General features: G+C 68.2%; 24 protein-coding genes. 13 read left to right on the top strand and 11 right to left on the bottom strand.

All coding sequences use genetic code 11. The annotated features are described in order from the left end of the window. The first annotated feature begins 16 nt into the window (after positions 1-16). The 7 genes from QP045_RS12460 to QP045_RS12430 all read left to right on the top strand — a co-directional run bounded on the left by QP045_RS12460 (position 17) and on the right by QP045_RS12430 (position 7,597). Entirely contained in the window at positions 17-862 is an 846-nt protein-coding gene (locus QP045_RS12460; protein WP_422515310.1) for a hypothetical protein, read from the top strand. A 23-nt stretch (positions 863-885) separates the two neighbouring features. Beyond that, on the top strand, positions 886-1,911 hold the full coding sequence (locus tag QP045_RS12455) for a glycoside hydrolase family 5 protein (protein ID WP_422515309.1): 1,026 nt from the start codon (positions 886-888) through the stop codon (positions 1,909-1,911). A gap of 329 nt (positions 1,912-2,240) precedes the next feature. Beyond that, entirely contained in the window at positions 2,241-3,176 is a 936-nt protein-coding gene (cysD, locus tag QP045_RS12450; protein WP_422515308.1) for a sulfate adenylyltransferase subunit CysD, read from the top strand. Positions 3,177-3,300: 124 nt separating this feature from the next. Beyond that, the gene (gene cysN / locus QP045_RS12445; RefSeq protein WP_422515307.1) at positions 3,301-5,220 is read left to right on the top strand and encodes a sulfate adenylyltransferase subunit CysN; all 1,920 of its coding nucleotides are present in this window, start codon (positions 3,301-3,303) and stop codon (positions 5,218-5,220) included. Beyond that, positions 5,217-5,966, top strand: coding sequence for a 3'(2'),5'-bisphosphate nucleotidase CysQ (locus QP045_RS12440; protein ID WP_422515306.1), 750 nt, complete (start codon positions 5,217-5,219; stop codon positions 5,964-5,966). Before cysN ends, QP045_RS12440 begins: the two co-directional genes overlap by 4 nt. 27 nt (positions 5,967-5,993) lie before the next feature. Continuing rightward, the gene (locus QP045_RS12435) at positions 5,994-6,785 is read left to right on the top strand and encodes a sulfite exporter TauE/SafE family protein (RefSeq protein ID WP_422515305.1); all 792 of its coding nucleotides are present in this window, start codon (positions 5,994-5,996) and stop codon (positions 6,783-6,785) included. Between the two features lie 71 nt (positions 6,786-6,856). Continuing rightward, positions 6,857-7,597, top strand: coding sequence for a cytochrome b (locus tag QP045_RS12430; RefSeq protein WP_422515304.1), 741 nt, complete (start codon positions 6,857-6,859; stop codon positions 7,595-7,597). Between the two features lie 61 nt (positions 7,598-7,658). Here QP045_RS12430 and QP045_RS12425 read toward each other — a convergent pair whose 3' ends face one another. After that, positions 7,659-8,948 (bottom strand): GumC family protein, encoded by a 1,290-nt coding sequence (locus QP045_RS12425; RefSeq protein ID WP_422515303.1) that lies wholly within the window; start codon positions 8,946-8,948, stop codon positions 7,659-7,661. Between the two features lie 288 nt (positions 8,949-9,236). Between QP045_RS12425 and rplU the strand changes: the two genes are divergently transcribed. The 4 genes from rplU (at position 9,237) to QP045_RS12405 (ending at position 11,895) form a co-directional block, all read left to right on the top strand. Beyond that, positions 9,237-9,563: a 50S ribosomal protein L21 gene (gene rplU, locus QP045_RS12420; protein ID WP_125958982.1), complete on the top strand. Its 327-nt coding sequence runs from the start codon at positions 9,237-9,239 to the stop codon at positions 9,561-9,563. A gap of 24 nt (positions 9,564-9,587) precedes the next feature. Further along, a complete protein-coding gene (gene rpmA, locus QP045_RS12415; protein ID WP_129341913.1) occupies positions 9,588-9,857 on the top strand; it encodes a 50S ribosomal protein L27 in 270 nt (89 codons plus the stop codon). Between the two features lie 175 nt (positions 9,858-10,032). Continuing rightward, positions 10,033-10,593, top strand: a complete 561-nt coding sequence (locus QP045_RS12410; RefSeq protein WP_422515302.1) for a GNAT family N-acetyltransferase — start codon at positions 10,033-10,035, stop codon at positions 10,591-10,593. Between the two features lie 78 nt (positions 10,594-10,671). Continuing rightward, the gene (locus QP045_RS12405) at positions 10,672-11,895 is read left to right on the top strand and encodes a threonine synthase (protein ID WP_422515301.1); all 1,224 of its coding nucleotides are present in this window, start codon (positions 10,672-10,674) and stop codon (positions 11,893-11,895) included. 3 nt (positions 11,896-11,898) lie between these two features. On the opposite strand, the gene QP045_RS12400 is transcribed toward QP045_RS12405, so the two are convergent. From QP045_RS12400 to QP045_RS12380, 5 genes are read right to left on the bottom strand one after another with little or no spacing between them, the layout of a single operon-like run. Then, positions 11,899-12,471 (bottom strand): hypothetical protein, encoded by a 573-nt coding sequence (locus tag QP045_RS12400; RefSeq protein WP_422515300.1) that lies wholly within the window; start codon positions 12,469-12,471, stop codon positions 11,899-11,901. Positions 12,472-12,504: 33 nt separating this feature from the next. Next, entirely contained in the window at positions 12,505-13,062 is a 558-nt protein-coding gene (locus QP045_RS12395; protein ID WP_422515299.1) for a GNAT family N-acetyltransferase, read from the bottom strand. Further along, positions 13,059-13,850: a LysR family transcriptional regulator gene (locus tag QP045_RS12390; protein ID WP_422515298.1), complete on the bottom strand. Its 792-nt coding sequence runs from the start codon at positions 13,848-13,850 to the stop codon at positions 13,059-13,061. The genes QP045_RS12395 and QP045_RS12390 overlap by 4 nt, the downstream gene beginning before the upstream one ends. Beyond that, positions 13,847-14,245: a Co2+/Mg2+ efflux protein ApaG gene (apaG, locus tag QP045_RS12385; protein ID WP_422515297.1), complete on the bottom strand. Its 399-nt coding sequence runs from the start codon at positions 14,243-14,245 to the stop codon at positions 13,847-13,849. The genes QP045_RS12390 and apaG overlap by 4 nt, the downstream gene beginning before the upstream one ends. Next, positions 14,242-15,450 (bottom strand): trans-sulfuration enzyme family protein, encoded by a 1,209-nt coding sequence (locus QP045_RS12380; RefSeq protein WP_422515296.1) that lies wholly within the window; start codon positions 15,448-15,450, stop codon positions 14,242-14,244. Before QP045_RS12380 ends, apaG begins: the two co-directional genes overlap by 4 nt. A gap of 105 nt (positions 15,451-15,555) precedes the next feature. Here QP045_RS12380 and QP045_RS12375 point away from each other — a divergent pair, with 105 nt between their 5' ends. Next, a complete protein-coding gene (locus QP045_RS12375) occupies positions 15,556-16,800 on the top strand; it encodes a phospholipid carrier-dependent glycosyltransferase (RefSeq protein WP_422515295.1) in 1,245 nt (414 codons plus the stop codon). A gap of 9 nt (positions 16,801-16,809) precedes the next feature. Here the strand turns inward: QP045_RS12375 and QP045_RS12370 are convergent, their stop codons facing one another. The 5 genes from QP045_RS12370 to QP045_RS12350 are packed head-to-tail and all read right to left on the bottom strand — an operon-like array spanning position 16,810 to position 20,898. Further along, positions 16,810-17,928, bottom strand: coding sequence for a glycosyltransferase (locus tag QP045_RS12370; RefSeq protein WP_422515294.1), 1,119 nt, complete (start codon positions 17,926-17,928; stop codon positions 16,810-16,812). Further along, positions 17,925-18,971: a 3-isopropylmalate dehydrogenase gene (leuB, locus tag QP045_RS12365; RefSeq protein WP_422515293.1), complete on the bottom strand. Its 1,047-nt coding sequence runs from the start codon at positions 18,969-18,971 to the stop codon at positions 17,925-17,927. Before leuB ends, QP045_RS12370 begins: the two co-directional genes overlap by 4 nt. A 47-nt stretch (positions 18,972-19,018) precedes the next feature. Continuing rightward, complete coding sequence (gene recO / locus QP045_RS12360; protein ID WP_422515292.1) at positions 19,019-19,750, bottom strand: DNA repair protein RecO; 732 nt, start codon at positions 19,748-19,750, stop codon at positions 19,019-19,021. 60 nt (positions 19,751-19,810) lie between these two features. Beyond that, a complete protein-coding gene (locus QP045_RS12355) occupies positions 19,811-20,008 on the bottom strand; it encodes a hypothetical protein (protein WP_422515291.1) in 198 nt (65 codons plus the stop codon). Positions 20,009-20,049: 41 nt separating this feature from the next. Beyond that, complete coding sequence (locus QP045_RS12350; RefSeq protein WP_422515290.1) at positions 20,050-20,898, bottom strand: metal-dependent hydrolase; 849 nt, start codon at positions 20,896-20,898, stop codon at positions 20,050-20,052. A 43-nt stretch (positions 20,899-20,941) separates the two neighbouring features. Between QP045_RS12350 and QP045_RS12345 the strand changes: the two genes are divergently transcribed. Next, positions 20,942-21,535 carry a TetR/AcrR family transcriptional regulator gene (locus tag QP045_RS12345; RefSeq protein WP_422515289.1) on the top strand — a complete coding sequence of 198 codons (594 nt, stop codon included), beginning with the start codon at positions 20,942-20,944 and terminating at the stop codon, positions 21,533-21,535. Positions 21,536-21,541 lie beyond the last annotated feature (6 nt).

Below are 21,541 nucleotides of genomic sequence, written 5' to 3'. Positions count from 1 at the left end.
TCGGGAGATATCGACGATGAGACTGCGCTCCACCGCCCTCTCGCCCCGCAGCCATGACGCCGACCCCGAGCATCCGCCCATCGGCTTGGCCGACGATACTGCGGTTCCCGCAATGCTGGTGGCCGACGGGAGGCCTGCCGACGCGGAATCGGGGGTGATACCGGCCAGGCAGAAGGCCACGAGCCGGACCGCGTTCCCGCTGCTCACCGCAGACGATCCACGGATCGACCCCCGCGTCGTCGCCGCGTTCGACGCCCGCAATGACGCGGTGGCGCGTGTGCGGGACCTGCGGAGCGCGCTTTCCAGCCGCTGGCACGCCGATGCGCCGGGCGACCGGCGGATGGTCGCCTTGGTCGGCCTCGACCCGTCCGTGGAAGTGGCCGTGGTCGCCGCGAACCTCGCAGTCGTGTCCGCGCAGTTCGGATGGCGAACCTTGCTAATCGACGGCGATCTTGAGGCGCCGGCGCAGGACGAACTGTTCCGCCTGCCAAATGAAGCGGGACTGTCGACGCTGCTGCGCGACGCGGGTCAGGCGCCCGCAGGGATCCAGCCGACGGCGATCGAAGGGCTTGCCGTACTGACCGCGGGGCCGAGCCCCCCCAACCCCGCGGAACTGCTGGACCGGCAACCGTTGCTCGACGCGATCGATGGCCACATCGGGCGCCACCGCCTGGTGCTGCTTAGCCTTCCCGCACGCGCGCAATCGGCCCGTTTCGATTCCCTCGCCACGATCCTGAGCGGGTTCGACGGCGCGCTGGTGCTCGCACGCCGCCACACCAGCGGCCTCCGCCCGCTTCAGCGACTGACGGCAATGATGGCGGAAAGCGGCGTTCCCGTGCTCGGCACCGTGATCGTGCCGTGATTGCCCGCCAAGCATTAATCCGGGTGGCGTCGGTCCTCGTGGCGTTGCTCGCCACAGTGGCGCCGGTCGCCTCGACCGGAGAAAGCGCACCTGCCGAAGCAGCGCGCCGAAGGGTGCAACTCACCGGGGTCAATCTTGCCGGCGGGGAGTTCAAGCCGGGCCGGCGCCCGGGTATCTATGGCAAGGACTATCTCTACCCCCGGGACGCCGATCTCGCCTATTTCGCCCAGGCCGGCATGAATGTCGTGCGTGTGCCGGTCCGGTGGGAGCGGTTGCAGCCCAGGCTTTCGGGCGCACTGTCGCCGGACGAAATGCACCGGCTCGATACGGTTGTAAGCGGCGCGGCCGCGTATCGGCTGACGTTGATCCTCGACGTCCATAATTATGCGAAATACGCAGGACGCAGGGTGACAGAGCCGGCGGTGGCGGCGGGACTGGTGGACCTGTGGGCGCGGCTGGCCCGACGCTACAAGGGCCGACCGGTGGTGTTCGGGCTGATGAACGAACCGAACGGCATCGCCGCAGCCGACTGGCGAGCGATCATGGACCGCGTCGTGCCTGCGATCCGCGCGACCGGGGCTCGCAACCTGATCCTTGTCCCCGGGGTCAAATGGACCGGGGCGCACAGCTGGACGCGCGCGGGCGGCGGAGGCTCCAATGCTGCCGCCTTTGCAGGCTTCCGCGATCCCGGGGGCAACTTCGCGTTCGAGATGCACCAGTATCTGGACAGCGACTCCTCCGGCACCGGCCCGGACTGTGGAAGCCCCGACACCGGAGCGGACCGGCTGCGTGCCGCCACCGCCTGGCTGCGATCGGTAGGGGCGCGTGCGTTTCTGGCCGAGTTCGGCGCTGGCGGCGACAAAGCCTGCCTGCAAACGCTCGACCGCATGCTGAGCTATATCGACCGCAACGGCGACGCCTGGATGGGGTGGAGTTATTGGGCAGCGGGACCGTGGTGGCCGGAACGCTACGCGTTCAGCGTGCAACCGGGCCGCGCCGGGGCAGATCGGCCGCAAATGAAGGTGCTGCGCGACCATTTGGCGCGGTAGCGGATGCCCGGCAAAGGGCGGGAAGAGATGCCCGCGCCGTGGATTTCGGGTGGGCTTCGCTCGCGACTGCTCCGTAACCCCTCCGCAGTGCCCGGAAGGCGATCCGCCGCGCCGAGACTCGTCGGTTCACCGCAGTGATCCGCAGCCGGTTCTTTGGAGCCTGGGAAAGCAGCACTATCGCGGCGGAAAGACGTTGTTTCCGCTCCGGGCCCTTTTTGCCCGCGTCCTAAAGTTCAGCTTTGCGGCACCCAAGATCTCTCCGGGACGGACGGCCTAAATGGGTCCATTCCTGCTTGTGTCGCGGGGGGCGTTCCGCCACCTCCAAGGCCATGAACGCGTTCTCGCCCACCCCCCGGCTTCCTGGCTCCAGCCTTACCCATCTCGAGCGACTCGAGGCGGAGAGCATCCACATCCTGCGCGAAGTGGTGGCGGAGGCCGAGCGGCCGGTGATGCTCTACTCCGTGGGCAAGGATTCGGCGGTGATGCTGCATCTCGCCAAAAAGGCCTTTTATCCCGCGCCGCCGCCCTTCCCGCTGCTCCATGTCGACACGACCTGGAAATTCCGGGCGATGTACGAGCTGCGCGAAAAGGCCGCCGCCGATGCGGGCATGCAATTGCTGGTCCACCACAATCCCGACGCAGTCGCGCGCGGCATCAATCCGTTCGACCACGGCAGCCTTCATACCGATCTGTGGAAGACCGAGGGTTTGAAGCAGGCGCTCGACAAGCACGGCTTCGACGCGGCGTTCGGCGGGGCGCGCCGGGACGAGGAAAAGAGCCGGGCCAAGGAGCGCGTGTTCAGCTTCCGCTCTGCCAGCCACCGCTGGGATCCCAAGGCGCAGCGGCCTGAGCTCTGGCGGCTCTACAATGCGCGCAAGGCCAAGGGGGAGTCGATCCGCGTCTTCCCGCTCTCCAATTGGACCGAACTCGACATCTGGCAGTATATCCTGGCCGAGGGGATCGAGATCGTGCCGCTCTATTTCGCGGCGCCGCGCCCGACCGTGGAGCGCGACGGGATGCTGCTGATGGTCGACGACGACCGGTTCCCCCTGCGCGCCGGCGAGGTCCCGGTCGAACGCTCGATCCGCTTCCGCACCCTGGGCTGCTACCCGCTGACCGGCGCCGTCGAGAGCGAGGCAGCGACGCTGCCGGAGGTGATCCAGGAAATGCTGCTCACCACCACATCCGAACGACAGGGCCGCGCAATCGACAAGGACGAAGGCGGCGCGGGCATGGAGAAGAAGAAGCAGGAGGGCTATTTCTGATGCCTGTGGCTGCCCCCCTCCCCCGGCGCCCGGAATCGGATTTCGGGTCGATCGTTCCATTTGCACCGTCGTCACCCGCGATACGGTGGATGCTGAAGCAAGTTCAGCCTGTCGAGGCTCGTTGATGTCCGTGCTGCCCGATCCCGTCTACAAGACCGATGCCCTCATTGCCGAGGATATCGACGCCTATCTGGAAGCGCACCAGAACAAGTCGCTGCTGCGCTTCATCACCTGCGGGTCGGTGGACGACGGCAAGTCGACGCTGATCGGCCGGCTGCTCTACGATTCCAAGATGATCTTCGAGGACCAGCTCGCAGCCTTGGAGAGCGACAGCCGTCGGATCGGTACGCAGGGCCAGAACATCGACTTCGCACTGCTGGTCGACGGCCTGGCTGCCGAGCGGGAGCAGGGCATCACCATCGACGTCGCCTATCGCTTCTTCGCGACGGAGAAGCGCAAGTTCATCGTCGCCGACACGCCCGGCCACGAACAATACACGCGCAACATGGTCACCGGCGCCTCGACCGCCGACCTGGCCGTGATCCTGATTGACGGGCGCAAGGGCGTGCTGACGCAGACCCGCCGGCACAGCTATCTCGCGCACCTGATCGGCATTCGCCACATCGTGCTGGCTGTGAACAAGATGGATCTCGTCGGCTATGATGCGGATCGTTTTGCGGAGATCGTCGCCGATTATCGCGCGTTCGCGAGCTCGATCGGCATCCAGGACTTCACCGCCATCCCCATCTCCGGCCTCGGCGGCGACAATATCGCCAGCCGTTCGGAGCGGACGCCCTGGTATCAGGGGCCGACGCTGATCGAGCATCTGGAGACGGTGGAAGTCGACCTTGCCAGCGACCGTCGTCGTCCGTTCCGGATGCCGGTGCAGTGGGTCAACCGGCCCAACCTCGACTTCCGCGGCTTCGCCGGCCTGATCGCCAGCGGCACCGTGAAGCCGGGCGATGCGGTGCGCGTGCTTCCTTCCGGCCGAACCTCCACGATTGCGCGCATCGTCACCATGGACGGCGACCTGGAAGAGGCGGGCGCGGGCCAGTCCGTTACCCTGACGCTTGCGGACGAGATCGACTGCTCGCGCGGCGACGTGCTGGTCGCAGCCGATGCGCCGCCGCAGGTCGCCGACCAGTTCCAGGCGACGATCGTGTGGATGGATGCCGAGGATCTGCTTCCGGGCCGCGGCTATTGGATGAAGATCGGCACGCGCACCGTCAGCGCAACGGTGCAGCCGCCCAAGCATGCCGTCGACGTGAACACGCTGGCCGAGCTTTCGGTCAAGACGCTGGGCCTGAACGACATCGGGGTGGCGGAGGTCTATACCGACCGCGGTATCGCGTTCGAGGGCTATGCCGACAGCCGCGATCTGGGCGGCTTCATCCTGATCGACAAGCTCACCAACGCCACGGTTGCCGCCGGCATGCTGCAGTTCGCGCTACGCCGCAGCCAGAATGTCCATTGGCAGGCGGTCGAGATCACGCGTGAGGCGCATGCTGCGCAGAAGCATCAGGCGCCAAAGGTGCTCTGGTTCACCGGCCTTTCCGGCTCGGGCAAGTCGACGATCGCCAATTTGGTCGAAAAGCGACTGCACGCACTCGGCAAGCACAGCTTCCTGCTCGACGGGGACAATATCCGCCACGGCCTCAACAAGGATCTCGGCTTCACCGATGCCGACCGGGTCGAGAACGTCCGCCGGGTGGGTGAGGTCGCCAAGCTGATGGCCGACGCCGGCCTCATCGTCCTCACTGCCTTCATTTCGCCCTTCCGCGCTGAACGCGAACTGGTGCGCAGCATGTTGCCGCAAGGCGAGTTCGTAGAGGTGTTCGTCGACACCCCGCTGGAGGTCGCCGAGGCACGCGATGTGAAGGGCCTGTACCGCAAGGCGCGCGCCGGCGAGCTCAAGAACTTCACCGGCATCGACAGTCCCTATGAGGCGCCCGAAGCGCCCGACATCCATGTCGACACCACGCGGGAAACGCCGGAGGCCGCCGCCGAACGGATCGTCGCCCAGTTGCTCGGCACGGCAGCGTGACGACGCTGGCCGAGGACGCGGCCCTCGCCGGCCGCATTGCCGAGGGTGCCGGCCGGCTGTTGATGGAGATCCGCGGTTCGGGGCTGTTCGCGGGCAAGGGACTCGGCCAGGCCGGGGACCAGGTCGCGAACCGGTTCATCCTGGAAGCCCTGGCCCAGGCGCGGTCCGAGGATGCCGTCCTGTCCGAAGAGGAACAGGACAATGCCGCACGGCTTTCCGCGGAACGTGTGTGGATCGTCGACCCGCTCGACGGCACCCGCGAATATAGCGAGGGCCGCAGCGACTGGGCCGTGCACGTGGCACTCTCGGTTGGCGGCCGGGCTGCGGCAGGCGCGGTCGCGCTGCCGGCGCTGGGCGTGACACTGGCGTCGAACACGCCGCCGCTTCTCCCCCCTGCGCATACCGGCGCCCCACGCATGGTCATCAGCCGCAGCCGGCCGGCAGAACAGGCCGTCGTGGTCGCGCAGGCGATCGGCGCGGAGCTGGTCGCGATGGGTTCGGCCGGCGCAAAGGCGATGGCGGTCATCCGCGGAGAGGCGGACATCTACCTCCACACCGGCGGCCAGTATGAATGGGACAATTGCGCGCCTGCGGCCGTGGCGATCGCGGCCGGGCTGCACGCCAGCCGCATCGACGGGCAGCCGCTCGTCTATAACTGCGCCGACCCGTATCTGCCCGACCTGCTGATCTGCCGGCCGGAACACGCCGAACGCGTGCTTGCGCTGGTCGCTGAACGCCGGACCTAGGCTGGGACCAAGCGGGGAGGCGCGGCGATGGACCCGTACAATATGATCGCCGGATTCGGTGTCGGCCTGCTCGTCGGCATGACGGGTGTCGGCGGCGGATCGCTGATGGCGCCCATCCTGATCCTGCTTCTCGGCGTGGCACCGATCACGGCTGTCGGCACCGACCTGTGGTTCGCCGCCATCACGAAGTCGGTGGGCGGCTTCATCCATCACCGCCACCGCGGCAGCGACGGCGGCCCTGATTTCCAGATCGTCGGCAGGCTGTGCATCGGGAGCCTCCCGGCCGCCGCGTTCACGCTCTGGCTGCTGGCGCGCACCGACACGCACGCGGTCAAAAGCGGGCTGATCCTGCACACCCTGGGCGTGGTGCTGCTGCTCACCGCAATCGCGACGCTCCTGCGCCCCCGGCTGCAGCGCGCCGCGTTGCGGTTCCGCGAACGATCCGGCACCCGCTTCCACCGTCTCCAGCCGCCGCTGACGGTGCTGGCGGGCGCAGTTCTCGGTGTGATGGTGACGCTCACCTCCGTGGGTGCGGGCGCGCTCGGGGCCGTGATTCTCTTCGCGCTCTATCCGCTGCGGCTGAACACGCGGAAGCTGGTCGCGACCGATATCGTCCATGCGGTGCCGCTGACCCTGGTGGCGGGTCTGGGCCACCTCTCGCTTGGCAATTTCGACGGTCCGCTGCTCGGCGGGCTCCTCGCGGGCTCGATTCCCGGCATCATTGCAGGGTCGCTGTTTGCCTCTCGCGTGTCCGACCAGGTTCTGCGCCCGACACTCGCCGCGGTGCTTGTCCTCACGGGAACTCGCCTGCTCGCCTAGCCTCCCCCCCTCCGCTTGACCGCAGCATCGCAGCAGGACAGGTTGACGCAGGTTTAGGGGAGGTCGCCGGGATGCGCGTCGAAGGCTACGACAGTATCGCGGGTCGGCGATTGCGCTATTCCAACGTCGCCATCGCCCTGCACTGGGCCATTGCCGCCCTGATCCTGTACAACCTTACCTCGGGATTATTGCGGCCGGTACTGCCGCGGGGCTTCTTCGTCTTTCACGTGTCTTCAGGCATCACCATCCTGGTGCTGACGGTGGTGCGGATCGGCTGGCGACTGACGCACCGCGCCCCGCCCTATTTGCCGATGGCGCGCTGGGACAAGGGTCTCGCCCATAGCGTGCACTTCCTCCTCTATGCCGCGATGCTGTTCATGCCCCTGTCCGGCTGGGCGATGATCTCGGCGAACCCACCGGCAGGCTCGCCCGGCGCCGCCTGGGCAGCGGAGAACCCGCCGGGATCCCCGCCGGCGCCCACGTTGAAGCCTGACACCACGTCGCACGGGGGTCCCGCCGGCGAGGGCAAGGGCGGCGGGCTGCCGCCCCGCAAGCGGGGTCCGACTCAGATTTGGGGCCTCTTCCCATTGCCGATGATCGCCGCCGTCCAGGAACTCGGCCGCACTCCGGCGGGCGTGCCCGAACAGCGCGAAGTGCATGAGCGCCTGGAAAGCTTCCACGCAACCGGCGGCTGGATCCTGCTCGCGTTGTTGCTGCTGCACATCAGCGGTGCCTTGAAGCACCAGTTCTTCGATCGTCAGCGCGAGCTCGCCCGCATGGGCCTGGGACGACCGGGCCCCCGCCTCAATTAGCGCAGCCGGTTCGGGAGGCGGAACTGAAGGGTCCCCATCGCCGGAGAAAGCGCACGCCCCTCTATGCGAGCGCAATCACGGGGGCCCCGGTTGCCAACTCCACCCCATGGTCGGTGCGCACGCGCGGATCGAGGAACTCGAGCCCCATCACGGTCGCAAGACCGAGCGCGATCCCGAGCACCGACCCCAGCACCAGCATCAACGACAGATCGGGCTTGTACGGCAGGCTTGGCGGATCGGCGCGGTCGAGCAGGCTGGCGTTGGCCTGGCTCGCCCGGCTGCGAACGAATTGCTGGCCAATCTCGCGGCGCATCTGGTCGTAGGTCTGCTGCGCGGCGTCGACGTCCCGCTGGAGCACCGTGAGCCGGTTCTGGTCATCCGAGCCCGCGAGCAGCGCCCGTTCACGGGCCGCAAGCCGGGCGCGGATACCCGCCTCCCGTCGCTGAGACGCCGCGCTGGCTGCATGCATCGATTCGGCGGCGCTACCGATCGCCGCCGACAACTGCCCCTGAAGGGCGGCGAGCTGCGCAGTCGCAGCCTGCATGTCGGGATGGCTGGGGCCCAGCGTGCGCGACAGCTCGGCGACCCGCCCGGCCTGCGTGGCGACACTGGTGCGCAGCTGCTGCACGACGAGGCTGGAAGTCACCTCGGGCACGTTGCGCGATCCGGCGCGGGACTGGGCCTCCGTCGCATCTCCTTCCGCCGCGGCGAGCTCGGCGTTCAGGGTGCGCAGTGCTTCTGCGTCCAGATCGAAGCGGTTTGCTCCCACCAGCCCATGCTGCTGCTGATAGCGCGCCAGCGCCTCTTGCGCGGCGACGAGCCGCTGCCGCACGTCCCGCGTCCGCCGCTCCAGCCAGGCGGAATAGCCGCGCGCCGCGCTGGCGCGTAGCTGCGGCACCTGCGCGAGATAGGCTTCGGCAAAGGCGTTCGCGATCCGGGCAGCCCGCTTCGGATCGCGATCCTCGGCGTTCACGATCATGACGTTGCTGGCCTTGGCATTGCTGACGCTGACCTTGGCCCGCAGCGCGGCGGCGGCACGGTCGACGGACCCGGGGTTCGCCCCCTTCTCCTGCTCGGCCAAGGCCAGCGTCTTCACGACCTTACGTGCGACCAGGGCGCTGCGCAGCACATCCCCCTGAGTCGCGAGAAGCGCACTGCTGTTCTGCGGCGCGTCGCCCGCGATGCTCTGCGGGTCGGCCTGCGCCACATTGAACAACACCGAAGCGGAGGCGCGGTAGATTCGGGGTTGCGCCAGCGTCCATCCAGCGACCCCCAACAGGACCCCGGCCGTCACGAGCACGACCAGCCGCCATCGTGCCAACACCGCCGCCACCAGATCGCCTGCACCCATTCCCGCCCCCAAAAGCAACGCTTGCCCATCTCAGGCTAGGGCGCATCCCGGCGTCCGGCCACGCCAAGCACCTCCATTCCAGAGTGATTCGCGCCGTCGAGTCGCGCGGGGGCTTGTCGCCGCAAACACGTGGGGGTAACGGCCCCTTCCCGCCCGATCTGCGCCCTTGCAAGGGCGCGTTTCGGCCGATCCATGGTTGACACAGCGACCTTCCTCGCCTAGCTCGCCCTCTCTCCTGCGCCGGGCTTCCCTGCGCGGGCACATGCTTTTTGGGAAGTGATGAGGGCCATGTTCGCAGTCGTGCGCACAGGCGGCAAGCAGTATCGCGTCGCCGCCGGAGACAAGATCGTCGTTGAAAAGCTGGACGGCGACGCCGGCAGCAACGTGACCCTGGGCGACGTTCTGCTCGCCGGTGAGGGCAGCGAGTTGAAGTCGGTTGAGGGCCTTACGGTCTCTGCCGAGATCGTCGCTCAGGCGAAGGGTGAGAAGGTGATCGTTTTCAAGAAGCGTCGCCGTCACAACTATCGCCGCAAGAATGGCCATCGCCAGCAGCACACCATTCTGAAGATCACCGCGATCGGCGACAGCCGCGCTGACGACAGCGCCGCCGCCTGAGCGCCAGCACGAGGAGTTTGAACCATGGCACATAAAAAAGCAGGCGGCTCTTCGCGCAACGGTCGCGATTCGGCAGGCCGTCGTCTTGGCGTGAAGAAGTTCGGTGGCCAGGAAGTGGTCGCCGGCAACATTATCGTGCGCCAGCGCGGGACCAAGTTCTACCCGGGCGTCAACGTCGGCATGGGCAAGGATCACACCCTGTTCGCGCTCGTCGACGGCCGCGTGTCGTTCCGCGAAGGCAAGCTCGGCCGTAAATTCTGTTCGGTAGACATGCCGGCGATTGCGGCTGAATAAATAGGGCGACCAACCGGGTTGCCCACCAGGGTGACCCGGGTCCCGCATCAGGCGGGACCAACCAACAAGGGAGACGGGTCCGCCCTGGCTCCCTTTTTTATTGCTCCCTCTGCCCGGAATGGTCGCAGCGCTGTCATCAAGACGGCGTAGGCGCCCGCGCAAGAGGAGAGCGCGCATGTTCGCCCGTACCGAACGCCTGACGCTGCGGCCCGGCTGGGCCGAAGACGCCCCTCAGCTCGCCCGCGCGGCGGGCCACGAAGCGATTGCGTGCAACACCTGCCACATGCCCTGGCCCTATGCGCTTGGCGATGCCGAGGCATTCCTGCGCGCGCCGCAGGACGTGCGCGCGCCCGCGCTGTTGGTGTTCGCGCATGAGGGTCCGGATATCCGCCTGGTCGGCAGCGTCGGCATCCGCCCCGGCGATGGCGGTCCGGCGGAACTCGGCTACTGGATCACGCCCGACGCATGGGGTCGCGGCTATGCGACCGAGGCTGCCAGGGCAGTGCTCGCGATGGCCGACATGCTCCGGATCCCGGAGTTGACGGCGCGCCACTTCGTGGACAATCCAGCTTCGGGCCGCGTGTTGCGCAAGCTCGGCTTCCGCGAGAGCGGCGAGCAGGCGCTGTCCTACTCCCGGGGGCGCGGGGGCGAAGTTCCGGCGGTTCATTACACCCGCCGGCGGGCGGCCCGTCCCGATCTTCCCGACATTCGCGACGCGCCTCCGCTGGCAGCCTGATCGATGAGGGGCGAGTCGTGTGCGACGACTCCCCTTCGGCCGGGTGACAGCGCGGCCTGGCCCGCGCTAAGCAGGCGTGTGAACGAGAATCTCCACGCTGAACGGCCGACCTTCGTCAGCCACCTCGAATGCTCGATGACGGGCGAGCGCTACGAAGCGGACCAGCTGCACGGCCTCTCCCGCGTGGGCCGGCCGCTGCTGGTCCGCTACGATCTGGATGCGCTCGGGAGCGCCATCTCGCGGGAGACGATCAGCCAGCGCCCCACAGACCTGTGGCGTTGGCGCGAGTTGCTTCCGGTGCGCCACACCGCCAGCATCGTCTCCCTGGGTGAGATCGAAACGCCGTTGGTGCCGATCCCCCATTCCGGCGGCCCCGGCGCGATCGTCAAGGACGAGGGGCGGCTTCCCACCGGCTCCTTCAAGGCGCGCGGCCTGGTCATGGCGGTGGCGATGGCCCGCGAGCTCGGCGTCACCCGCATCGCCATGCCGACCAACGGCAATGCCGGCGCGGCGCTGGCCGCCTATGCCGCGCGCTGCGGTATCGAGACCGTGGTGCTCTGCCCCGAAGAGACCCCGGAAGTGAACGTGCGCGAGATCGCGGCCCAGGGCGCGCGCGTCTGGCGTGTGAACGGCCAGATCGACGATTGCGGCGCCATCGTCGCACGCGGCGCTGCGGAAGGCCGCTGGTTCGACTTCTCGACGTTGAAGGAGCCCTATCGAATCGAGGGCAAGAAGACGATGGGGCTGGAACTCGCCGCGCAGTTCGGCTGGGAGCTCCCCGACGCGATCTTGTATCCCACCGGGGGCGGCACCGGCCTGATCGGCATGTGGAAGGCGTTCGACGAGATGGAGCGTCTCGGCTGGATCGGATCGAAGCGGCCGCGCATGTACGCAGTCCAGGCTTCCGGCTGCGCGCCAATCGTACGGGCGTTCGAGGCGGGCCAGGAACATGCCGAACGCTGGGAAGACGCAGCCACCGTCGCCGCCGGCATCCGCGTTCCCCGCGCCGTGGGCGATTTCCTGATCCTGCGCGCAGTGCGTGAATCCGGCGGGCGGGCGCTCGCGGTGGGCGACCCGGCGATCCTGGCCGCGGTCGACGCGGCCGCGCGCAAGGACGGCCTGCTGCTCTGTCCGGAAGGCGGCGCGACCCTCGCCGCCTATCGCCAGGCGATCGCCGACGGTCTGGTGGATCCCGAGGAGCGCACGGTCCTGTTCAACTGCGCAACCGGCCTCAAATACCCGATGCCGCCAGCCGACAACTGGCTCGATCGGAACGGCGAAATCGATCTGGCAAGACTCTAGACTTCAACGCACCCGTCTGAAGCTTTGCGGCAGCGGCCGGTCAGGTCTCAGGGCGGCGGAGCGGTTGCTCCAGATCTGCGGGAAGGCGCCGAAGCGGAGTCCTTCCCCGTCGATCCACGCCCCATCATAGAGCAACGCACCTACTGGCGCGAAGTCGATCGGCGCGCAGCGGCGTCCCGCCACCGAGCGCGCGACGCCAAGCTTCCAGCCCTGCATCCCGCAGCCGGAGGTGGGGCCGTCGGTGCGATTATACTGCGCGACGACTGCCTGGGCCTGCGGCGTCAGGGTAATAGCGCGGACCCGGTGGCGCAGGAGCCATCGTCCGCTGGGAGCCTGTAGAGACAGGAGCGTGCCGCGGAAGTGGAGTTTGAACGTCGGAACGTCGCACGCGCGGGTCTCATAAACCTGGGACACGGCCTGCAATCGCCGGTTGTTCAGGGTGACGCGCGTAATGACGCCGTGCCGGCCGCGCTCGCCGATCGGCAGACAGGGCGTCTCCCAGGTCCCGAGAACCGGTAAAGGCCTCACAGGCGGAGACACGCCAAGCAACAGCAGCAGTGCAACCGTCGCGGTCATGCCTTGTCCCCCTCGTCTGCCCGGCGCGCCCCGCTAGTCCGTCCGGCGCCCGCCCAGCCATTCTTCGCGCAGCAGGCCGTAGATCAGGCTGTCGCGCACGCCGATGTGCGTCTCCCACTCGCCGCGCAGCCGTCCCTCCAGCGTGAAGCCCAGCCGCTCCAGCAAGGCGCGGGAATTCCGGTTGTTGGGATCGGTGTCGGCGAACACCCGCCGCCTGGCTTCGGTGCCGAACAGCTGGTCGAGGACGCATGACACCGCCTCCCGCATCAGCCCCTCGCCGCGTCGCTCACGGGCGATGAGGTAGCCGAGTTCCAGCGGACCGTTGCGCTTCTCGCCCACCGCGACGAAGCCGAGTGCCGCGCCTCCTTCGCGCGGGGCGAAATACCAGTTCCGCCAGCCCGGCGTCGCGGCATTGCGCTCCAGATGCTCGCGCGTCGCCTCCAGGCTTTGCATCGGCGGGTGCGACCACCAGGTCATGCTTTCCGGGTCCGCGAGGGTCGGGTGCAGCGCCTCGGCGTCGCCCGGTTCCAGCGCCCGCAACCGCAGCCGTTGGGTCTCCAGCACCGGCAGGATCACCGGTGCCCCGTTCACGCGCCCAGCGCCTCGACCAGCGCCTTGACCTTCTTTTGCCGCCACTGCGGCAACGGCGCGACGAGCCAATAGCCGTGGCGTGCCGACTGCGCCTCTCCCAGCGCCACCACCCGGCCCGCGGCCAGATCGGCGCGTGCGAGCAACTCAGGCACGGTCGCACGCCCTAGGCCGGCTGCAGCGGCGTCGATCGCGACGCCGGCGTCCGCCACCTGCACCAGCGCCTGCGCGTCATCGGCAGAGCAGCCGGGCCAGCCGATTGCGGTATCCGCGCTTCCGCCCGGCGCCGCCACGGTGACCAGCCCCTCGGACTCGAGCGCCTCGCCCTCATGCTCGCCCGGGCCCTCACCCCAGCGCACGGCGAGGTCCAGATTGGCCTCGGTGAATTCGACCGCATCGTCGGCCGCAACCAGCACGAAGCGTAGCTCACGATCGGTGCGAGCGATCTCGGCCAGCTTGGGGAGCAGCCATTTCTGTGTGAGGTCGCGCGGGGCCGCGATGGTCAGCGACTTGGACGACTGACCCGCCTGCATCGCCCGCACGGCTTCCTCGAACTGGAGGAAGCCGGCGCGAAGGGCCCCGAGACCGGCCTCGCCCTCGGGCGTCAGCTCCAGCCCCTTGGTGGTGCGGCGGAACAGGACGACGCCCAGCGTGTCTTCCAATGCGCGGACTTGCTGGCCCACGGCGGCGGGGGTCACCGCCAACTCGTCGGCTGCGCGGGTGAACGACAGGTGGCGCGCGGCGGCATCGAGCACGCGCAGGCCGTTCAACGGCAGGTGTGTCCGCTTCACGCGCCGACCGCCGGTGCCGTCAGCGCGAATTTGGGGATGGCCACGTCGAACGCGGTGCCGTCGGTGTCGAGCATATGATAGCTGCCCTGCATCGAGCCAGTGGGAGTAGAAAGGGGGCACCCCGACACATAGTCATAGCTGGCCCCCGGCAAAATCAGCGGCTGTTCGCCGACGACGCCCTCACCCTCGACCGAATGGCGCGCACCGCGGCCGTCGGTGATGACCCAGTGGCGCGTCAGCAACTGAACGGCGCGGTCGCCGCCGTTCTCGATCCGGATGTGATAGGCCCAGAACCAGCGCGCCTGCGCCGGCTCCGACTGCTCGGCCAGATAGGTGACCGACACCCGCACGGTGACCCCGCGCGTTTCGGCGACATAGGGGAAGAGCGCCTTCACAGCCCGGCCGCGGTCAGCGCCTGATCGAGGTCCTCGATCAGGTCCTGCGGGTCTTCGAGGCCGACGTTGAGGCGCAGCAGACCTTCGCCGATGCCCATTTCCACGCGCTTTTCCTCGGCAACGCCGGCGTGGGTGGTGGAGGCGGGATGCGTCATCAGCGAACGCGAATCGCCGATGTTGTTGCTGATGTCGATGAGCTGGAGCGCGTCGAGAAGTGCATGTGCCTGGGTACGGCCACCATCCACCTCGAACGAAAAGATCGGTCCGGACGCATCCATCTGCGCCATTGCCAGGGCGTGCTGCGGGTGGCTCTCCAGGCCGGGATGGTTGATGCGCGGCACCCGCTTTTCCAGGAAGCGGCCGACCGTCATCGCATTCTCGCTCTGCCGGCGGATGCGCAGGTCCAGCGTCTCCAGCCCCTTCAACACCACCCAGGCATTGAACGCAGACAGCGTCGGGCCGGTGTTGCGGGTGAAGGGGAGCAGCACGTCGTTGATAAAGGCGCTGGTGCCGGTCACGGCGCCCGCGAGGACGCGGCCCTGGCCGTCCATCATCTTGGTCGCGGAATAGGCGACGACATCGGCGCCGAACTCCATCGGCCGCTGGAGCGCCGGGGTCGCGAACGCATTGTCGACCACCGAAACGATGCCGCGCTCCCGCGCGATGCCGCACACCGCCTTCAGGTCGACCACGTCCATCGTCGGGTTCGACGGGGTTTCGAAGAAGAAGACCTTGGTATTCGGGCGCACGGCATCGGCAAACTGCTGCGCGTCGCGCGCATCGACCAGCGTCGTCTCAATCCCGAACTTGGGCAGCAGCGTGTCGGTCAGCCAGCGGCACGATCCGAACAGCGCCCGGCCGGCAACGACATGGTCGCCCTGCTCCAGCTGGCACAGAAGGGCCGCGGTCATCGCCGCCATGCCCGACGCCATCGTCCGGCATGCCTCGGCACCTTCCAGCAGCGCGATCCGCTCCTCGAGCATCTCGACCGTCGGGTTCTGCAACCGGGAATAGGTCATCCCCTGCTGCTCGCCCGCGAACCGCGCCGCGGCGTCGCCGGCCTTGTCGTAGCAATAGCCCGACGTCAGGAACAACGCCTCGGAGGTCTCGCCATATTCACTGCGGGCGGTGCCGCCACGGACGGCCTGGGTCGCCGGGCGCCAGTTGTGGGTGATCGAGCGGTCTTGTCCGGTGGTACGCTTCATGCCGCTCGCTTTGCTCTCTTGAGGCCAGCCGCGCAAGCACCTGCCCTCCCCGCGCGTCCCCGGGACAGGCTATCGTCGGGGCCGGTTCCGACATAGTAGCAGGGCATGTTCTCTCGCCTGCGCGACCGACCCTGGACCCTGGCCCTGCTGATCGGCACGGCCGCGCAGCTGTTGTTCTGCTACCGACTGGGCTCCCCGTCGATCCTGACCTTCGACGAAATCCATTATGTGCCGGCCGCGCGAACGCTCTGGGCGCTGGCGGAGCCCGCCAACACCGAACACCCGCTGGTGGCAAAGGAGCTGATCGGCCTCGGCATCCGGCTGTTCGGCGACAACGCGATCGGATGGCGTGCAGTGTCGACCCTGGCGGGCACCGCGACCGTGCTCGGCGTGTTCGCGATCCTGTGGCAGCTGTTCGGCCGCGCCCGCGTGGCGGTGTTCGGCGCATTGCTCGTGGTGCTCAACCAGACCGTCTACATCCAGGCGCGGATCGCGATGCTGGAGGGGTTTCTCGGCGCCTTCGTGACTTGCGCGATCGCCGCGCTCCTCTGGGCGATGCGGGCGCCGCCCGGCCGGGTCTGGCCGCGGCTGCTGCTGTCGGCGGTGCTGTTCGGGCTGGCGGTCGGCACGAAATGGGTGGCCGCGCCCTATGTGGCCTTTGCGTGCCTGCTGATCCTGTGGGCGAAGTGGCGTGATCCCGCGCGCTATTTCGCAGGCGTCGGCGCAGTTCCGGCGGTGCTACTGCTCGGCCTGGCCAGCATCGCGACCTACTTCCTGACGTTCCTGCCGGCGTTCTTCTATCGCCTGGATCCGATGACGCTGGAGGGCCTCCTCCCCTTCCAGCGCTTCATGTACGAACGGCAGACACAGATCCTGCCGCCGCACCCCTATCAGTCGGACTGGTGGAGCTGGCCGCTGCTGATCCGTCCGATCTGGTACTTCTACGAGCCCGACCAGGGCGTGCAGCGCGGCGTGCTCCTGCTCGGCAATCCGGTGATCTGGTGGGGTGGACTGGTCGCGGTCGCCGCTTGCCTGTGGGCGGGTTTCCGCCGGCGATCTGCCGCGATCTTTGGCGCCGGCCTGCTGTGGGTCGCCTCGCTCGCGATCTGGGCTGCGATCCCCAAGTCGCTCGGCTTCTTCTATTACTACCACCTGTCGGGGATCTTCCTGTGCGTGGCGATCCCGGCGGCCTTCTACGCTTATCCGCAGGCGCGGCGCCGCTATCTGGACGAGCTGTTTCTCTTTGCGGCGTTGTTCGCCTTCCTCCACTTCTGGCCCATCCTGAGCGCAGCACCGCTGAGCGGACCCGGGGCCTTCAACCGCTGGATGTGGCTCAACAGCTGGCGCTAGCGGCCGGCCTTACGCCACCAGCCTGCGGCCGTAGCGTCCCCAAGTAAAGCGGCCCGACAAGGCGAAGTTCCACACCGCGCCCACCAACACCCCGGCCAGCGCCGGCACCGCCCAGGCCCCGCCGCGCACGCCGTAGAGAAAGGCGGCGACGCCGACGTTGGCGACCGCGCCCACCGAACACACCAGGCAGAACGAGACCCAGCCGTCGAGCAACGCACGCGCGCCTTTCAGCCGGCGATCGCGATAGGTCAGCGCGTTATTGAGGAAGAAGTTGAACGTCATCGCAGCGACGGTGGCGAGGATGGTGGCGGCGATGAAGCCGATCGGCGCTACCTCCAGCAGCAGCGCCAGCACGCCCAAATGCACCGCCGCGCCCGCCGCGCCGATCGCCGAAAAGAGCACGAAGCGCACCGGAACCACTCGTCCGAACATCCGGTCGTAGAGCGCGATCAGATATTCGAGCGCGACGACATGGTCGAGCTTGCTCTCCCCCGCCGCGCGCGTGCGGAACACATAGGGGAGTTCCTGAAAGCGCAGCGGGCGCGGGCTTGCCGTCACGATGTCGAGCAGGATCTTGAAGCCGATACCCGACAGCGACGGCACCAGTTCGCGCACCAACTGCGTCCGGATCGCAAAAAAGCCGCTCATCGGGTCGGACAACTCGGCCTTGAGCAGCCGCCGGGAAAGCCGGGTGGCGAGCGCCGACTTTGCGACCCGGTCGGCATCCCATTCGCCGGTGCCGCCCCCCTCCATGAAGCGTGAGCCGATCACCAGGTCCAGATCGAGATCCGCCTCCAGCGCGTCGAGCATTCGCGGCAGCAGCGTCTCGTCATGCTGCAGGTCGCCGTCGATCACTGCCACGATCGGAGCAGCGGTGGCGCACATCCCCTCGATGCACGCCGTCGACAGGCCGCGCCGGCCGATCCGCTGGATCACCCGCACCCGCGGGTCGGTGATCGCCAGCGCACGCGCGGCCTCGGCGGTCCCGTCCGGGCTGTCATCGTCGACGAAGATCACTTCCCACGCCCCGCCTGCGAGCGCCGCCGCGAGCCTGTCGACGAGCAGCGCCACATTGGCGCGCTCGTTGAAGACCGGGACGACGACCGCGAGCGCGAGCGGCGCGGTCACGCCAGGCGGGCCAGAACCGCGTCGGCCATTTCGGCAGTGGTGGCAGCACCCCCCAGGTCGGCGGTGCGCACGCCGTCGCTCAGCGCAGCTTCGACCGCGCGTTCGATCCGCCGTGCCGCAGCCTCGTTGTCGAGCGAGTAGCGCAGCATCATCGCCGCCGACAGGATCGTCGCGCACGGGTTGGCCTTGCCTTGCCCGGCGATGTCCGGAGCGGAGCCGTGGATCGGCTCGTACAGGCCCTTGGTCCCGGTATCGAGCGAAGCCGACGGCAGCATGCCGATAGACCCTGCGCACATGCTCGCCTGATCGGACAGGATATCCCCGAACAGATTGCCGGTAACGATCACGTCGAACTGGCCGGGATTGCGCACCAGCTGCATGGCAGCGTTGTCGACATACATATGGGTGAGCTTCACGTCCGGATATTCGACCGCGATGCTGGTGACGACATCGCGCCACAGCTGGCTGGTCTCCAGCACGTTCGCCTTGTCGACCGAGCACAGCCGCTTCTTGCGGACCCGCGCGGTTTCGAACCCGACGCGGGCGATCCGCTCCACCTCGCGCTCGTTGTAGCTCATCAGGTCGAAACCCTGACGCAGGCCGTCCACCGTCGTGCGACGGCCCTTCTCACCGAAATAGACGTCGCCGTTCAATTCGCGCACGATCACCATGTCGATCGCGCCGGCCACTTCGGGCTTCAGCGCTGAGGCGTCCTCAAGGCCGGGAAACAATTTGGCCGGACGCAGGTTCGCGAACAGGCCGAGTTCGCGACGCAGGCCCAGGATCGCCTGTTCCGGCCGGAACGCACGCTCGACGGCGTCAAAACGGGGATCTCCTACCGCACCGAACAGCACGGCGTCGGCTCGCCGGGCGAGTGCGAGCGTCGCGGGCGGCAGCGGGTGCCCTTCCTGCAGATAGGCGGCGCCGCCTACGGGCGCTTCCTCAAACACCAGATCAAGCGAGAGTGCTTCGAGCACGCGGCGCGCCTGCGCCACAACTTCCGGTCCGATCCCGTCTCCGGGCAACAAGGCGATCAGCGACATTCCATTCCCTTCGGCTTGGGACCTGCGGATTGGCCCAGCCGCTGCGCTCACGCAACCGCCCTTTTGAGCCGCTCGACCAGTCGCTGCCGCGCCGCCAGCGCCTCCGCGCCCCGCCCGACCAGAACATCCCGCTCCAGAAAATGCCCGGTCAGCCGCAGGGCGTCGAAGAGTGCGGGCCAATCCGCCTCGCCGCCTTCGCGCAGGAAGGCGGACAGCGGCAACAGGCGCGCCTCATAGCCGGTGGCGGCTGCACGGCTGACGGCGCCGCCGCTCCGCGGGCTGACGAAATCCAGCGTCGCGGTGTCGCCCGTCACGACACAACGCTCCAGGTCCAGGCCGAAGCCAAGTTCCGCGAGCAGCAGCAATTCATAGCGTGCGAGCGCCGCGGTCCAGCCGCGCGCCGCCGGCGCCGATTCAATCGCCTCCAGCACCGCGCCGAGTGCTGCGTGCAGCCGCGGATATGGCAAGGCGTCCGGCAGCGCGGTGGCGGTCAGCGCACACGCCCATTCGATCGCGGCGGACGCCAGCGGCTCGGCGAACAGCGGGGCGCGGCTGTGCACCAGTTCGACGGTCAGCCCCGCCAGTTGCTCGTCCGTCCGCGCGCGCCAGGCGCCCCGTACCAGGTTCGCCGGCTGGAGCACCGGCCGCAGCGCCCGGGAACGGCCGCCGCGGACATAGCCGGGTTGCACCCCCGCCTGCTCCGTCAGCGCCCGCACCACCGCGCCATGCTCGCCGTGCGAGCGGACGGATAGCAGGATGGCGTCGGCGATCAGGTGCATGGGCAGATGGTGGGGCGTCGGAGCCCGAAACGCCAGCGTTTGACCGCCGGATGGCGCCCCTCACCCCTCCAGATAATCGAGGTACGAAATCACGTCGTTGCTGGTCTGGAGGTACAGTCCCGCCTGAATCTCCTCCGGCTCCTGCGCGGCGCGGGCCAATGCCTCCGCCAGCGTGCCGTAGAGGATCGTGCTGGCGACCCCGCCCTCGTCATCGAGGTGGTAGAGCCGGACGGCGACATCGTTCGAGATGGTGCGCATGCCCGCCCCATGCCGCATCCGCGCGCGCCGTGCCAGTCGCCTCAGGCAGTCTCCAGCCGTGCCGCCGCGAACTCGCTGTCGACCTTGCCGATCAGCGCTCGATCGTCGTGGTTCCAGGGGTGGAAGCCCGGGAGGAAAAACGCGATCCACGGCCACACCAGCGCGCGCGCCAGCCCCGGCCGGCCAAAGGCATAGCGGAACAGCCGCCATTTCACCCCCGCGCCGGTAAGCCCGTCCTGCGCGAGCAGGTCGAGCATCCCGCGGGTACGGCCGGTCACGAAATGCAGCGTGACGATCATCATGGCATGCGACTTTACCCACCAGCGCCGCAGCGGGTTCCAGTCGCGGGTCGCGTGCAGCCACACGTCATAGGCGACACCCTTGTGCTCGATCTCCTCGATCGCGTGCCAGCGCCAGAGGTCGGCGGCACTGGCGTCGCCGCCCGCCAGATGCTTCGGGTCGGCGACGATCGCGTGGGCGAGGATTGCGGTAAAATGCTCCAGGCACATCGTCGCGGCCAGCGACACGATCGCGGGGCGACCACGCGCGACTGCCAGCTCCTCGTCCACCCGCGCCTCCAGCCGGGAGACGTCATAGCCCTGTTCCTCGACGTGGCGGTTGAACGCGACATGCTCGCGCGTGTGGATCGCCTCCTGCCGGGTAAAGGCCGCGATCTCCTCAGCAAGACGCGGCGACACGCCCTCGCGGAACCGGCGCACGCTCTCGATGAAGAATGCCTCGCCCTTGGGAAAGGTAACCGACAGCGCGTTGTAGACCGCGGTCGCCACCGGATCGTTGTTCAGCCACCAGCGGCGGCGCCGCTCGCCGCGCCCGAAGCGCAGGTCGCGCGGCGTGATCGTCAGGTCGGCGGGAGTCTTTGCGTTAGCCATGGATTTCCTCCAGTTACCATGGAGCTATGTACTACTTACAACGATGTCAATAACACGCCGACGCCTGTCTTCGGCCGAATCGCGCGAGGCTGCACTCGACGCCGCGCGCGATCTGTTGATCGAAAACGGGCCGCAGAGCGTGACGCTGAAGGCGGTGTCGGCGCGGATCGGCCGCACCCACGCCAATCTGCTCCACCATTTCGGGTCGGCCGCCGGACTGCAGGAGGCGCTGGCCCAGCGCATGACTGCAACCATCACCGCGCAGATCGGGGCCGCGGCACTGCGCGCGCGCAGCCAGGGCGATCCGAGCGAGGTGGTCGACCTCACCTTTGACGCTTTCGGTCGTCAGGGCGGCGGCGCGCTGGCGAGCTGGATGATCCTGTCGGGCAACCACCATCTGCTCGATCCTGTGCTCGACGCCATCCACCGGCTGGTGGACGAACTCGCTTCCGACTCCGGCCTTGCCGACGTGCCGCTCGCCGACGAGACGCTGCACCTGGTCCTGATCGCGCTCGGCGATGCGCTGCTCGGCGGGGCAATGGCACAGGCGCTGGGGCTCCCCCCGGACCGCGCCCGCGCGCTGGCCCGAAAGCAGTTGCTGTCGGCGTACCTGGAGCATGCACGCGACGGTGGATAAAATGGC

Origin of the sequence: Sphingomonas sp. 3-13AW (assembly GCF_049311085.1) — a bacterium.
Classification (GTDB): domain Bacteria; phylum Pseudomonadota; class Alphaproteobacteria; order Sphingomonadales; family Sphingomonadaceae; genus Sphingomonas.
The sequence above is the reverse complement of the archived record's forward strand: the minus strand, read 5'-3'. Positions and strand labels throughout refer to the sequence as shown.

Bases quoted from the DNA above. Each gene is read 5' to 3' on its own strand.
- QP045_RS12410 (WP_422515302.1), top strand. From the start codon at position 10,033: ATGTTCGCCCGTACCGAACGCCTGACGCTGCGGCCCGGCTGGGCCGAA.
- QP045_RS12345 (WP_422515289.1), top strand. From the start codon at position 20,942: ATGTCAATAACACGCCGACGCCTGTCTTCGGCCGAATCGCGCGAGGCT.
- QP045_RS12380 (WP_422515296.1), bottom strand. From the start codon at position 15,450: ATGAAGCGTACCACCGGACAAGACCGCTCGATCACCCACAACTGGCGC.
- cysD (WP_422515308.1), top strand. From the start codon at position 2,241: ATGAACGCGTTCTCGCCCACCCCCCGGCTTCCTGGCTCCAGCCTTACC.
- rplU (WP_125958982.1), top strand. From the start codon at position 9,237: ATGTTCGCAGTCGTGCGCACAGGCGGCAAGCAGTATCGCGTCGCCGCC.
- QP045_RS12400 (WP_422515300.1), bottom strand. From the start codon at position 12,471: ATGACCGCGACGGTTGCACTGCTGCTGTTGCTTGGCGTGTCTCCGCCT.
- QP045_RS12435 (WP_422515305.1), top strand. From the start codon at position 5,994: ATGGACCCGTACAATATGATCGCCGGATTCGGTGTCGGCCTGCTCGTC.
- QP045_RS12460 (WP_422515310.1), top strand. From the start codon at position 17: ATGAGACTGCGCTCCACCGCCCTCTCGCCCCGCAGCCATGACGCCGAC.
- QP045_RS12425 (WP_422515303.1), bottom strand. From the start codon at position 8,948: ATGGGTGCAGGCGATCTGGTGGCGGCGGTGTTGGCACGATGGCGGCTG.
- QP045_RS12430 (WP_422515304.1), top strand. From the start codon at position 6,857: ATGCGCGTCGAAGGCTACGACAGTATCGCGGGTCGGCGATTGCGCTAT.
- recO (WP_422515292.1), bottom strand. From the start codon at position 19,750: ATGCACCTGATCGCCGACGCCATCCTGCTATCCGTCCGCTCGCACGGC.
- QP045_RS12355 (WP_422515291.1), bottom strand. From the start codon at position 20,008: ATGCGCACCATCTCGAACGATGTCGCCGTCCGGCTCTACCACCTCGAT.
- QP045_RS12375 (WP_422515295.1), top strand. From the start codon at position 15,556: ATGTTCTCTCGCCTGCGCGACCGACCCTGGACCCTGGCCCTGCTGATC.
- cysN (WP_422515307.1), top strand. From the start codon at position 3,301: ATGTCCGTGCTGCCCGATCCCGTCTACAAGACCGATGCCCTCATTGCC.
- leuB (WP_422515293.1), bottom strand. From the start codon at position 18,971: ATGTCGCTGATCGCCTTGTTGCCCGGAGACGGGATCGGACCGGAAGTT.
- rpmA (WP_129341913.1), top strand. From the start codon at position 9,588: ATGGCACATAAAAAAGCAGGCGGCTCTTCGCGCAACGGTCGCGATTCG.
- QP045_RS12350 (WP_422515290.1), bottom strand. From the start codon at position 20,898: ATGGCTAACGCAAAGACTCCCGCCGACCTGACGATCACGCCGCGCGAC.